9 protein-coding genes and 2 pseudogenes are annotated in these 12,644 nt (G+C 70.9%); 5 read left to right on the forward strand and 6 right to left on the reverse strand.

Annotated features, from left to right (window positions below):
• Positions 1-348 precede the first annotated feature (348 nt).
• The gene (locus ACIPWY_RS18875; RefSeq protein WP_393700622.1) at positions 349-765 is read right to left on the reverse strand and encodes an SseB family protein; all 417 of its coding nucleotides are present in this window, start codon (positions 763-765) and stop codon (positions 349-351) included.
• Between the two features lie 908 nt (positions 766-1,673).
• On the opposite strand from ACIPWY_RS18875, the gene ACIPWY_RS18880 reads away from it, so the two are divergent.
• Both ACIPWY_RS18880 and ACIPWY_RS18885 read left to right on the forward strand, forming a co-directional pair.
• Entirely contained in the window at positions 1,674-2,429 is a 756-nt protein-coding gene (locus ACIPWY_RS18880; RefSeq protein ID WP_393700624.1) for an SDR family NAD(P)-dependent oxidoreductase, read from the forward strand.
• A 40-nt stretch (positions 2,430-2,469) separates the two neighbouring features.
• Positions 2,470-2,716, forward strand: a pseudogene (locus ACIPWY_RS18885) (dehydrogenase); the annotation flags it as partial.
• A 4-nt stretch (positions 2,717-2,720) separates the two neighbouring features.
• Here ACIPWY_RS18885 and ACIPWY_RS18890 read toward each other — a convergent pair.
• Positions 2,721-3,169, reverse strand: a pseudogene (locus ACIPWY_RS18890) (L-threonylcarbamoyladenylate synthase); the annotation flags it as partial.
• A 130-nt stretch (positions 3,170-3,299) separates the two neighbouring features.
• Here ACIPWY_RS18890 and ACIPWY_RS18895 point away from each other — a divergent pair.
• On the forward strand, positions 3,300-4,466 hold the full coding sequence (locus ACIPWY_RS18895; protein ID WP_362907427.1) for an alpha-hydroxy-acid oxidizing protein: 1,167 nt from the start codon (positions 3,300-3,302) through the stop codon (positions 4,464-4,466).
• Here ACIPWY_RS18895 and ACIPWY_RS18900 read toward each other — a convergent pair.
• The 3 genes from ACIPWY_RS18900 to ACIPWY_RS18910 form a co-directional block, all read right to left on the reverse strand.
• Positions 4,435-5,409: a YihY/virulence factor BrkB family protein gene (locus tag ACIPWY_RS18900; protein WP_393700627.1), complete on the reverse strand. Its 975-nt coding sequence runs from the start codon at positions 5,407-5,409 to the stop codon at positions 4,435-4,437. The two genes, ACIPWY_RS18895 and ACIPWY_RS18900, sit on opposite strands and share 32 nt — an antisense overlap.
• Before the next feature lie 119 nt (positions 5,410-5,528).
• Positions 5,529-6,113, reverse strand: coding sequence for a nucleosidase (locus ACIPWY_RS18905; RefSeq protein WP_362907425.1), 585 nt, complete (start codon positions 6,111-6,113; stop codon positions 5,529-5,531).
• A gap of 139 nt (positions 6,114-6,252) precedes the next feature.
• On the reverse strand, positions 6,253-6,903 hold the full coding sequence (locus ACIPWY_RS18910; RefSeq protein WP_393700629.1) for a TetR/AcrR family transcriptional regulator: 651 nt from the start codon (positions 6,901-6,903) through the stop codon (positions 6,253-6,255).
• Positions 6,904-7,087: 184 nt separating this feature from the next.
• Here ACIPWY_RS18910 and ACIPWY_RS18915 point away from each other — a divergent pair, with 184 nt between their 5' ends.
• Positions 7,088-10,339 carry a carboxyl transferase domain-containing protein gene (locus ACIPWY_RS18915; protein WP_401533956.1) on the forward strand — a complete coding sequence of 1,084 codons (3,252 nt, stop codon included), beginning with the start codon at positions 7,088-7,090 and terminating at the stop codon, positions 10,337-10,339.
• Positions 10,340-10,396: 57 nt separating this feature from the next.
• Positions 10,397-12,100: an AMP-binding protein gene (locus ACIPWY_RS18920; RefSeq protein ID WP_362907421.1), complete on the forward strand. Its 1,704-nt coding sequence runs from the start codon at positions 10,397-10,399 to the stop codon at positions 12,098-12,100.
• On the opposite strand, the gene ACIPWY_RS18925 is transcribed toward ACIPWY_RS18920, so the two are convergent.
• On the reverse strand, positions 12,094-12,606 hold the full coding sequence (locus ACIPWY_RS18925) for a DinB family protein (protein WP_362907420.1): 513 nt from the start codon (positions 12,604-12,606) through the stop codon (positions 12,094-12,096). The two genes, ACIPWY_RS18920 and ACIPWY_RS18925, sit on opposite strands and share 7 nt — an antisense overlap.
• Positions 12,607-12,644: the final 38 nt, after the last annotated feature.

Here is a 12,644-nt window from a genome sequence, read left to right on the forward strand (position 1 = left end):
TGGTTGACGGCGACCCGTCACGCCACCCTCCGCTTGAGTCAGGTCGACCCGTTGCAACAGGAACTCGGGCATGTCCACACCGCCCCTTTTTGTATCTTTCGCACCCATGGCTCGGGGGTCACATGGCCCGCCCGGATGTAAGGGACAGGCGCGGCGCTAGCCCGACGGAATCGCGGGACACCACAGACTGGCGGCGGCCTTGCCGATGGTGGCTACCGGAATCATCCGCAGTGCATCGGTCAGGCAGCGGAGACATGTTCATTGGCCAGGGCCAGGGCCAGGGCCAGGGCCTTGGCCACGCAGGGTGTGGTCTGCTTTCCAGTCATGAGCGCTTGGGTGAGGTGGCGGTCATGACCGGGGCGGGGCGAGCAGGGCTCGCACGCCTTGGCTGGTGAGGATCACGCCGTCGTGGTGGCCAGGGTCGATGAGGAGTGCCAGGTCTTCGTCGGTGGGCCAGTTGGCTGCCAGCAGTCCAAGTTGTATCTGGTGACTTACGACAATGTCGGGGAGTGCCTGGCCCATTCGCTCTGCTGACGTGAAGACGGGGACGGCACGGAGGCGTGGTGGGTCATCAATCACGGGGAGGGTCAGTCCGCCCTCTTCCGGGTGATCGTGAGCGCCGAGTTCCGTAGGTTCAGGAACGAGGATGTCGCAGGCGGCCAGCGTGTCCAGCGCGGCCGGGTCGTCGGGTGCTTGGTGGAGGTCGCGCAGGGCATCCTGGGCGGCGGCCGCGAAAAGTTCCTCGGGGATGCTGTCGTCACACATCGTTTGTCCCCTAGTGGCTCCGAGTGGGCCGCCCGGCGCGGGTTCGCCGGGTGGGGGTCTGCCGTCTCCCCGGTACCCGGGAGTGATCCAACTATGCGGCACCAGGGTGTCGGCGGCGAGGACGGGCCCGCACGCCGGGGATGGGGGAGGGGCGAATGCTCTGAGCCGCGGAGATTTTGGTGGCCGCTGAGGCCGACAGCCGGCATCGGCCGCTGCGCGGGAGGGTGCGGACCTGCACTGCGTCACCACAGGCGACATCGGGGTGAGGATGCCGGGCTGTAAGCGGGGAAAGTCGCGCGTCAGGGATCGATGCGGCCCGGACCGACGCCGTGCTCACCGACGGCGAGTTCGAGGACATGGTCATCACCGACGTCATCGTCGAAGACCGGGCAGCCGCATGCAGGGGGCGCACCGGGACAAGTACGACGACCCCTGTGAGCTCCTGAGGTGGCTGTTGTTGTGCCACGCCCATGGCCACGCTGTAGGTCTCTCGGCGGATTGTCGGGTCACTCGGGTGAAGCAGTGGTTACATCTATCGCCGATTGCCCTGGAGGCACCCTTGGGGCTCCACCCTCATGAGCAGCGAAGCGATGAGCCTGCGGCCGAAGGTAGCTGGTCGAGTGGGGCCGCTCGGACCTGTTGTGCGCCGACATCCGCACCGAACTGGATCGCCAGCTCGCTCAGCGCAGGCGGGCGCCCAGGATCTGATCAGGCGCAAAAGGGGGCGCCACGGCCCGGGGCGGGGCCGTCGGAGGCACTCGGTATTCCGAACTCCGACGCGGCACGAAAAGAACGGCGTTACGTGTCATAGCGGTCGGGTACCCGGCCGCCATGGGCCGTTTGGAGCAGCTCGGACACGACAACGCTCGGCCCGGCGAGTCATGATCCGGCTTTCAAGGACCGTCGTCGTGACCGGGGCGAGCGTCGGCGTGGGTCTGGCCGCGGTCCTGGCCTTCGCTGCCCGCAGCGGCCGGGCCGCTCTCTTGGACCGGGGCAGTGCCGGACTGGCCGTGGCGGCGGACAATACGCGGCACGCGGGCGGCGAGGCGCCCATCGTCACCGTCGACGTGGGCGACCCCAAGGCCATCGATCGGGCTGCCCAACAGGTGGCCGACGCGTTCGGCCGGATCGATGGTGCAGTTGCCCGGCGTCAACACACCCCAAGCCGACTGGATGTTGATCCGCGTGCCGGGGCGGGCCCGCCCGCTGCCGCGATCCATGAACCGGAACTGGCCGCCCGTGCCAAAGTCCACGCAGTTGCACACCTGCGGTGGCGTGAGTACTGGGTCGGTGGGTCCAAGGCGGCCACAGTGGTGGCCAACGCGCTGGTGCCCGGTCGGCTCGGCCGATACCTCGCCCGCACCGGATACGACTCCCAGATCGAGGAAGGCGAGCATGCCGGGACCGGCCACCTCTGGCGCCCCGCCGAAGGTCCTCAGGGACGGGGCTTCGGCGCGCACGGGCGCTTCGACGCGGAGTCCGTGCCGGGCAGCGCGCAGGAATGGGTGTCCCGCAACCGGGGGCGGGCGGGTAAGGCCGCCGTCATTGTCTGCGGGGCTGCCGTCTTCGCACGCAAGGTGATCCGCAGCGCGGGAGATTCTCACCTCGGGCCGTCCCGGGGTGCTTGGTCGCTCCGGGCAGGGGGACGCGGTAAGCCCGTATGAGCGACCTCCTCGGAGGCGAAACGTAGCGCGACCTCGCATCGTGATCGTCGGTGCCGGCTTCGCCGGGTATCAGAAGGCCCGCACTCTGTGCCCGGCCGGCCGGGCACAGGGCGGAGATCATCCTCCTCAACCCGACCGACTACTTTCTGTATCTGCCCCTGCTGCCTCAGGTCGCCGCAGGCGTTCTGGAACCACGCCGTGTCACCGTCTCGCTCACCGCCACCCTGCCTCACGTGAGGCTGGTGCTGGGAGAGGCCGACGGCATCGACCTCAAGGGACAGACGGTCGGAACGGTCTGCCGGTCAGTTTGGCGCTGGAGACCGCCATCGGCCCGGTCTCGGCCAGCAGATCGAGAGCCACCGGATGCGACGGCATCTGGATGGCGACCGTGGCATGGGGCTCCCCCACATCCCAGGACGGTCGTGGGCCGGTGGCGGGCAATGAGGGGCAGCCCACCCGGCCAGAACGCCTCCACCAGGGCCCAGCCCTGCTCATCGAAGCCGGTGACCAGGTCGTCCACGGCGTCAGGAGAGGCGACCAGCACCGGCGAGGGCATGGCCCGGCCCGGCTCTTCGCCTCCAGCAACCCCTCCACCGCCCAGTGGTCGAAGACATCGGCACCGATGCCGTACACGGTGTCGGTGGGCAGCACCACCAGCTCCCCCGGCCCACCGCCAACACGGCAGCACGCACCCCCTCGGCATGCCCGGCCGCCGTGGAACAGTCATACCGACGGGCCATGCCGGCGCACCCATGGCCACCGGACGCACGCACCCGCCGCACCCCACGGGCACCGACCTGCCGGCCTGCGCACTAGTGTCTGACCGCCGCCGCCAGGACACGGTGGCGTTCGACAAGGAGGGTGGCCGCGATGACGCAGCAGTTCGGTGACTACCAGCACGAGATCTACTTCAACGCGCTCGGGGGTGTCGTCCCTGAGCTGCCCATGGCGTTCGCGGAGTTGGAGCAGCGGGCGAGCCAGGCGCTCGCGCCGTCCGTGTGGTCGTACGTCGCGGGTGGCGCGGGCGACGAGTTCACGCAGCGCGAGAACGTCACCGCATTCGAGCAGTGGGGGCTCGTGCCGCGCATGTTCGTCGGGGCGAGCCGGCGGGACCTGACCGTCGACCTGTTCGGGCTGAAGCTCGACAGCCCGCTGTTCATGTGTCCCATCGGCGTGATCGGGCTCTGCGGGCAGGACGGGCACGGGGACCTCGCGACGGCACGGGCCGCCGCGCGCACGGGGGTTCCGATGGTGGCCTCCACTCTGTCCGCGGACCCGATGGAGGACGTGGCGAAGGAGTTCGGCGAGACACCCGGTTTCTTCCAGCTCTACACGCCGACCGACCGTGACCTCGCGGAGAGCCTCGTCAGCCGCGCCGAGGCGGCCGGCTTCAAGGGGATCGTCGTCACCCTCGACACCTGGGTCACCGGCTGGCGTCCCCGCGACCTGTCCACCGGCAACTTCCCCCAGCTGCGCGGCCACTGCCTCAGCAACTACACCTCCGACCCGGTCTTCCGCTCCCGCCTCCCGCAGGGCCGTGCCGATGACCCGCAGGCCGTCGTCATGCAGTTCGCGAGCGTCTTCGGCAACCCCCTGACGTGGGACGACCTCCCCTGGCTGCGCTCGCTCACCAGCCTGCCGCTCATCGTCAAGGGCCTGTGCCACCCCGAGGACGTCCGCCGCGCCAAGGACGGCGGCGTCGACGGGATCTACTGCTCCAACCACGGCGGACGCCAGGCCAACGGAGGACTCGCCGCCATCGACGCCCTGCCCGACGTCGTGGAGGCCGCCGACGGTCTGCCCGTGCTGTTCGACTCGGGCGTGCGCTCCGGCGCCGATGCGGTCAAGGCGCTCGCCCTCGGCGCGACGGCGGTCGGAATCGGCCGCCCCTACGCCTACGGCCTCGCACTCGGCGGTGTCGACGGGATCGTGCACGTACTGCGGTCGCTGCTCGCGGAGACCGATCTGATCATGGCCGTCGACGGCTATCCGACGCTCGCCGACCTCACTCCGCAGGCTCTGCGTCGTCGGCGCTGACCAACGGCGCGTGCGGCGCGGACCGGTCCAGTTCCACGCCGAACTGGGCGCCGGCCAGCAGCGCCAGGTTCGACACCCACAGCCAGACGAGGAAGACGACGACGCCCGCCAGGGAGCCGTAGAGCTTGCTGTAGGTGCCGAGCTGCGAGGCGTAGAACGTGAAGCCCGCCGATGCGACGAGCCAGATCAGCGCGGCGAGCAGACCGCCCGGCAGGCCGTGCCGCCACCCGCGGGCGGCGGGCGGCCCCGAGCGGAACAGGACCAGGACGAGCAGCGCCACCAGGCAGAGCAGGGCAGGCCACTTGAGGAGGTTCCAGGCCGCGGCGCCCGCGTCCCCGAGCCCGAGCCGGTGCCCGAGCGACTGGGCGAGGGATCCGCTGAGCACAAGGACGAGCGCGCTGGCCACGAGGAGCGCGAGCAGGGTGCAGGCGGTCAGCAGGATGCGGTGGGCCTTGCGCCACGCGGGCCTGGTGTCGCGGACGCCGTGCAGCGTGTGCAGGGCCCGGCGGAACACGGCCGAGTAACTCGACGCGGACCACAGGGCGCTGACGGCGCCGGCGATGGTCACGGTCAGTGCCGCGGACCGCTGGTGTGCCATGTGGCGCAGGGCGCTGTGCAGGGCCTCGCCGGACTCGGCGGGCGCCCAGGCCGTCACGTGCGCGATCAGGGCGTCCGTCGTCGCCGGGCTGACCAGGCCGATGAGCGAGACGGTCACCAGCATGGCGGGCAGCAGGGCGAGGATCGAGTAGTACGTCAGCGCCGCGGCCCAGTCCGACACGTCGTCGTTCCACATCGACACCGGCGTGCGCCGCAGCGCCGCACGCAGCCGGGGCCAGTCCATCGACACCGACGTGGCGCCCGGCACGTGGCTGTGACCGGCGGAGACGGTCGTGTCGGGGGAGGGGTCGGTACGGATGACCGGGGCCGTCGGCCGCGTTCCCAAGGCGTACTCGTCTCGGTCGATGGGCGCCCGGCGGCCGCGGGTGTGAGGGCCTGCGCGCGCGGGACATGGCCCGCGATCATCTCATCGCCGGCCCCGCGCTCTGCCGGGGGAGTCGTGGATCAGGGGCGTACGGGGATGTTCCGCGCGGTCCAGTCGGCGAGAACGCGTGCGCAGTCGGCGACCGTCTCGCGCCACGTCCTGGCCGCGCCGTCGCCCGCCTCGTCACTGACGTGTTTGACGATGCGCAGCGGAACACCGGCCCGCCGGGCGGCGGACGCGAGGGCGTAGCCCTCCATGTCGACGAGCGGTGCCTGCGCGGCCAGGCGGGCGCGGGACACCTCGTCGGAGATGAAGGAGTCACCGGTCGCGAGGACAGGCCCGCCCTGGTCGGGCAGGTCGATCGGCGCACCGTACGTCTCGCCCGTCAGGGAGGCGAGCACGGCGTCGTCGAGGTCGTGCTGGATCACGGAGCCGATGACGTGGGTGCCCGTCCAGCCGGGACGCAGCGCGCCCGCCGTGCCCAGGTTCACGATGTCCGAGGGGTGCGGGCCGCGGGCCAGGACCGTGGCGAGGGCGGTGGCCGCGTTGACCTTGCCCATTCCGGTGAGCAGGACGGGAAGATCCGTTTCGAGGAACTGCGCCTCTTCCTTCACTGCCAGTACGAGCAGGGGGCGTCCGGCGGTGATCTCACGTGTGAGTTCCATGCCGCAACGGTAGCGCCGGGGCGCTCGCCCACCCGCAGCCGGGGCACGGCACGGGAGTCCGACGGCGAGATGGACGGCGGCCGTGCCCACCTTCGCGAGCGGACGTGGGTCGATCGAACGCGCCGGTGAAATCGCGGGGTCAGTCGCGGCCGGACGCGCGGGCGCCTGCGCGGGGCGAGAGGCCGAGCAGCCGCAGGTACATCGCCGTGAGATCGGCGACCGCCTGGTCCCGGCACGCCGGGTCGGCGGCCACGGACCGGGCGAAACCCGCGACCATGCCGGCCGCGGCGGTGGCCACGGACTCCGGTGAACCGGCCGGATCGGCCAGGCCCTGACGCACCAGACGGGCGATGTAGCGCGCGGTGCGCCCGCGCGGGCGGTCGCTGATCTCGTCGCGGAGCACGCGCATCGCCGGATCCGTGAGCGACTGGTGGTCGAGGACGGTCATGAACGCGAGGTTGTCCACATAGGCGTCCAGGAACGCCGCGTTGGTCCGCTCGGCGAGCAGGTACGGGTCCTCGGCCTCGGGGTCGGCCGTCTCCTGCGCCGCGAGGAACCGGTCCCGGAGATCGGCGGCGAGCACGGCGAAGACATCCTGCTTCGAAGCGAAGTAGACGTAGAACGTGGCGCGGCCGACGTCGGCCTGTGTCGTGATGTCGGCGATCGTCGTGCGCGCATAGCCGCGCTGCTCGAAGACCGTGCGGGCCGCCGTGAGCAGCCGGGCGCGCGTGGCGCTGTCCTGGCGGTCCAGCTTGTCGCGCACGGTCCAGGAGTTTTTCGCGGTCGGCATGGCCCCAGCTTATTGACGTTGACGCTGGCGTCAACGCAGACTGGGCCCGCCATTGACGTTGACGCCAGCGTCAACGCATCGGCGCGTCGGCACGTGATGCGGCGCCCGAAGCCGTCACGTACAGCCCAAAGCCGTCCGTCACGTACACAAGGCCCGCATCCAGGGCCCATGGAGGAGACGTCCGATGACAGGTGTGCTGATCGCGAACCGGGGCGAGATCGCGGTCCGGATCCACCGGGCGGCGTCGGCGCTCGGCCTGCGGACCGTGGCCGTGCACTCCGCGGACGACCGCTCGGCGGCCCATGTACGGCTCGCCGACGAGGCCCATCTGCTCAAGGGCGACGGCGTCGCCGCCTATCTCGACGCGCGCCAGCTCGTGGGGATCGCCGGGCGCGCGGGCTGCGATCTGGTCCATCCCGGCTACGGGTTCCTCAGTGAGAACGCCGACTTCGCCCAGGCCTGTGCCGAGGCGGGGCCGACCTTCGTGGGGCCCACCCCGGAACTCCTCTCCCTCTTCGGCGACAAGGCGAGTTCACGGGCGCTCGCCGTCCGGCACGGCGTCCCCGTCCTCGCGGCGACCGGCGCCCCGGCCTCGCTCGCGCAGGCCACGGAGCTCCTGGCCGGCGCGCGCCACGGCGTCATGGTGAAGGCCGTCGCCGGGGGAGGCGGCCGCGGCATGCGCGTGGTGCACGACGCGTCGGACCTCGCCTGGGCCTACGAGCGCTGCCGCTCCGAGGCCGAGCGCGCCTTCGGCAACGGTGACGTGTACGTCGAGCAACTCCTGCCCCGTGCCAAGCACATCGAGATCCAGATCGTCGGGGACGGCACCGGGCAGGTCACCCACCTGTGGGACCGTGAGTGCTCGGTCCAGCGCCGCAACCAGAAGCTGATCGAGGTCGCGCCCAGCCCGTGGCTCCCCGCGCGCACGCGTGACCTGCTGATCGAGGCGGCGGTCACGATGGCGTCCGCGACCCGGTATCTCGGCCTCGGGACCTTCGAGTTCCTCGTCGACGCCGACGACCCGGACGCCTACTACTTCATCGAGACCAATCCGCGCCTCCAGGTCGAGCACACCATCACCGAGGAGCTCACCGGCGTAGACCTGGTGGCCACCCAACTGCGCCTCGCCCAGGGCAGGTCGCTGGCCGAACTCGGCCTCCTCCAGGAGGACGTCCCACGGCCGCGTGGCTTCGCGATCCAGACCCGCGTCAACCTCGAAGAGCTGTCCGCGGACGGCACCGCACGTGCCTCGCAGGGCACACTGACCGCCTTCGAGGCCCCCGGCGGTCCCGGCGTGCGCGTGGACACCCACGGCCGCGCGGGCCTGGAGATCAGGGGCTGGTACGACTCGCTCGTGGCCAAGGTGATCACCCGCACCGTTCGCGGCGACTTCGCCGACGCGGCCGGGCGGGCGGCCGCCGCGCTCGGCGAGTTCACGCTCTGCGGTGTCCCGTCGAACATCCCGCTGCTGTGCGCCGTCCTGCGCCACGAGTCCTTCCGGGACGGCACGGTGACGACCGCCTTCGTCAACGAACACCTCGACAAGCTCGTACCGGGAGCTGTTCCGCCGGGGGAGAACCACGGCTCGGTCCTCACCGCCCTGTCCGCGGGCAGCGTCGTCGACGTCTGCGTGGAGCCGGGCGCCGAGGTCGCGGCCGGTGCGCCACTGGTCGTCCTCGAGGCGATGAAGATGGAACACGTCCTGACCGCGCCCCGGGGAGGAGTCGTTCGCGAGGTCCGCGCGAGCGTCGGAGACGTCGTCCCGGCCGGTGCCGAACTCGTCGTCTTCTCACCTTCGGCGGGCGAGGACAGCGTCGACGAAGCGGCGGCCGACGTCGATCTCGACGTCATCAGGCCCGACCTCGCCGAGGTCGTCGAGCGCCATCGCGTCACCCTCGACGAGGCCAGGCCGCAGGCCGTCGAGCGCCGCAGGCGCACCGGTCACCGCACCGCACGCGAGAACCTCGCCGACCTCTGCGACCCGGGCACCTTCACCGAGTACGGCGCCCTGGCGATCGCCGCGCAGCGCCGCCGCAGGACCCTCGACGACCTGATCGCCAACACCCCGGCCGACGGCATCCTCACCGGCGTCGCCCAGGTCAACGGCGCGCAGTTCGGCGATCGGCGCAGTCAGTGCGCCGTCCTGGCGTACGACTACACGGTCCTCGCCGGCACGCAGGGGATGCTCAACCACAAGAAGACCGACCGCCTGCTCGAACTCGCCGAGCGGCAGCGGATCCCGGTCGTGCTCTTCGCGGAGGGCGGCGGCGGACGCCCCGGCGACACCGACATGATGGCGGTCGCCGGGCTGGACGTCCCCACCTTCGCCACCCTCGCCCGGCTCAGTGGGCAGGTGCCGACGGTCGGCATCGTCACCGGGCGCTGCTTCGCGGGCAACGCCGCGCTCCTCGGCTGCTGCGACGTCGTCATCGCGACCGCCGACGCCACGGTCGGCATGAGCGGCCCCGCGATGATCGAGGCGGGCGGCCTGGGCCACTTCCTGCCGGAGGAGGTCGGACCGATGTCCGTCCAGGTCCCGAACGGTGTCGTGGACATCCTGGTCGACGACGAGGCCGAGGCCACAGCGGTCGCCAAGCAGTATCTCTCCTATTTCCAGGGCGAGTTGACCGACTGGGACTGCGCGGACCAGCGCCTCCTGAGGCACGTCGTCCCTGAGAACCGGCTGCGCGCGTACGACGTCCGGGAGGCGGTCACCCTCTTCGCCGACACCGACTCGGTCCTGGAACTGCGCCGCGAGTTCGGCGTCGGCGTCATCACCGCGCTCATACGGGTCGAAGGGCGGCCGATGGGCCTGGTCGCCAACAACCCCCAGCACCTCGGCGGCGCCATCGACAGCGACGCGGCGGACAAGATGGCCCGCTTCCTCCAACTCTGCGACGCCCACGGCCTGCCCGTGGTCACCCTGTGCGACACACCAGGGTTCATGGTGGGCCCGGACGCCGAGAGGACAGCGACCGTACGGCACTTCAGCCGGCTCTTCGTCGCGGGCGCCCATCTCGGTGTCCCGGTCTTCTCCGCCGTCCTGCGCAAGGGCTACGGCCTCGGCGCCATGGCGATGACCGGCGGCGGCTTCCGCGCCCCCGCGGCGATGGTCGCCTGGCCCACCGGCGAGATCGGCCCGATGGGCCTGGAGGGCGCGGTCCGGCTCGGCTACCGGCGCGAACTCGAAGCCATCGCCGACCCGCAGGAGCGCCGGGCCGCGTACGAGGCGCTGCTCGCGGAGCAGTACGAGCGGGGCAAGGCGCTCAACGCGGGGACGACCTTCGAGGTCGACGACGTGATCGACCCGGCCGACACCCGCCGCTGGATCACCATGGCGTTCGCCCAGCACCCCACGCACCCGGATCGGCGTCCGCAGCCGCAGTCGCGTGCGCCCGAGGGGCGCTCCCGCACTCGCTTCGTCGACCCGTGGTGACGCCGGAGCGGTGAAGATCCAGGCAGGTCAGGTCGGGACAACAAACCGAGGAGCCGCATGAAGATCGAGGAGTACCTGGAAGACCTCCGCGCCCGTCAGGCCCGGGTCCGTCCGCACGGCACCCCGTCCGACGTCGTGTACCCGCTCGGCGAGATCTCCGTGCCGGAGCATGTCGCGCACTGGGCGCGGCTGCGCCCCGACCGGGCCGCGATCGTCTTCGAGGGCCGCACCGTCACCTACCGTGAACTCGACGAGCTGAGCCGCCGGGTGGCAGGACGGCTCACTTCCGAGGGGATCGGCGCAGGGGACCGGGTCGCCGTCCACCTGCCCAACTGCCCCCAGTTCCTTGTCGCTTTCCTGGCTGTGCTGCGCCTCGGTGCGGTGCACGTGCCGGTCAACCCGATGTTCCAGAGCGCCGAACTCGCCTACGAACTCGCGGACTGCGGCGCCGAGACCGTCATCACCCTGGACACCTCGCTCCCGCTGCTCGCTGCCGTACGCCAACAGACCGCCGTTCGCCGGGTGTTCGTCACCTCGCTCGCTGAGATGTCCGAGGCCGCGACCGCCCCCGATGCCGTGGCGATCGAGGGGCTCGCGGTCCACACGTGGGCGCAGGCCGTGGCCCACGAGCCGGTCGACGGCGCCCCCGCCGACCTCGACGCCCTGGCTGCCCTGAACTACACGGGCGGCACGTCCGGGCTTCCCAAGGGCTGCATGCACACCCAGCGGCACATGATCTACACCATCGCCACCAGCGCCGGAGCCACCCGCCAGACGGCCGACGGCGAGGTGGTGGTCCTGTGCTACATCCCGGTCTTCTGGATCGCGGGCGAGGACCTGGGCATCCTCAATCCCCTGATGCTGGGCGGTACTTCGGTCCTCATGACGCGCTGGGACCCGGCGCGCGTGCTGCGGGCGATCGACGACCACAAGGTCACCACGATGGTCGGCATCGTGGAGAACTACCTGGAACTCCTCGACCGGCCCGACTTCGCCTCGTACGACCTGAGTTCCCTCGTCGACCCGCTCTGCACGTCGTTCATCCGCAAGCTCGACGTCGGGGTCCGGCGGCGCTGGACGGCCGCGGTGGGCGTCCACTCGGTCCTGCGTGAGGCCGCGTACGGCATGACCGAGACGCACACGATCGACGTGACACCGTACGGGTTCCAGGACGGGGACCACGATCTGCACGCCGACCCCGTCTTCTGCGGACTGCCCATGCCCGGTACGGACATCGCCGTGCTGTCGCCCGTGACCGGTGAACCGCTGCCGCTCGGCGAGGCGGGCGAGATCGTCGTCCGCAGTCCCTCGGTGACGACCGGCTACTGGAACAAGCCGGACGCCACGGCGCACCAGCTGCGTGACGGATGGCTGTACACGGGGGACAACGGCCGGATCGACGACGACGGCTGTCTGCACTACCTCGGCCGCGACAAGGATCTCATCAAGGTGCGGGGCATGAGCGTCTTTCCCGCGGAGGTCGAGATGCTGCTGTGCCGCCACCCCGACGTGGACACGGCCGCCGTCGTCCCGGCCGACGACCTGACGAAGGGGCAGATCCCGGTGGCGTTCGTGATGCTCCGTCAAAAGGGCGCGGTGGAAGCCTCGGTACTGATGGACTGGGCCCGCGAAAGCATGGCGTCCTACAAGGTTCCCCTCGTGGAGACGGTCGACGAGATGCCGATGACGACGACGATGAAGATCCGGAAGGTGGACCTGGTGGCCCGCGCGCAGCAGCTCGCAGACGAACGCGGTCAGTAGTAGCCCCGCTCGCCGTCGAGGAGTTCACGGATCGCGTCGAGGTGACCGGCGTGCCGGGCCGTCTCTTCGATCATGTGCAGGAGGATCCAGCGCAGATTCGCCGCCCCCGCGCGGAATTCGGGGTGCCGGCCCGGCTGGTCGAGGGAGTGTGCGGCGGTGATCTCGTTCGACCGGGTGTACTGGCGCGCGTACTCGCCGAGGAGCTGGTCGAGGGCGACGCCGTCGGCCAGCATGTCGGCGTCCTCCGGCCCGTCGTCGAACTGCGGGCCCTCGGCCGCGCCGCCCATCAGCATGACCTCGAACCAGCAGTGCTCGACCCACCGCAGATGCGACACGACCCCCGCCAAGGTCATGGCGGGGGACGCGGGGAGTACGGAGCGATGGGCGTCCTTCTCGGACACGCCCTCACACTTCCACTCGATGATGGCGCGCTGCATGTCCAGCCAGGCCACCAACTGCGTGCGCTCGTCGGCGTCGTAGGGAGGGCGTATGCGAGGAAGAGTCATGGGCGGGGACGCTACCGGTCGCGCTGTCCCCGGCGCAC

Source organism: Streptomyces sp. NPDC090032, assembly GCF_044748025.1.
Taxonomy (GTDB): Bacteria; Actinomycetota; Actinomycetes; order Streptomycetales; family Streptomycetaceae; genus Streptomyces.

Excerpts from the sequence above, each read along its gene's own strand:
- ACIPWY_RS18875 (WP_393700622.1), bottom strand. The coding sequence starts at position 765 with ATGTGTGACGACAGCATCCCCGAGGAACTTTTCGCGGCCGCCGCCCAG.
- ACIPWY_RS18895 (WP_362907427.1), top strand. The coding sequence starts at position 3,300 with ATGACGCAGCAGTTCGGTGACTACCAGCACGAGATCTACTTCAACGCG.
- ACIPWY_RS18905 (WP_362907425.1), bottom strand. The coding sequence starts at position 6,113 with ATGGAACTCACACGTGAGATCACCGCCGGACGCCCCCTGCTCGTACTG.
- ACIPWY_RS18910 (WP_393700629.1), bottom strand. The coding sequence starts at position 6,903 with ATGCCGACCGCGAAAAACTCCTGGACCGTGCGCGACAAGCTGGACCGC.
- ACIPWY_RS18915 (WP_401533956.1), top strand. The coding sequence starts at position 7,088 with ATGACAGGTGTGCTGATCGCGAACCGGGGCGAGATCGCGGTCCGGATC.
- ACIPWY_RS18920 (WP_362907421.1), top strand. The coding sequence starts at position 10,397 with ATGAAGATCGAGGAGTACCTGGAAGACCTCCGCGCCCGTCAGGCCCGG.
- ACIPWY_RS18925 (WP_362907420.1), bottom strand. The coding sequence starts at position 12,606 with ATGACTCTTCCTCGCATACGCCCTCCCTACGACGCCGACGAGCGCACG.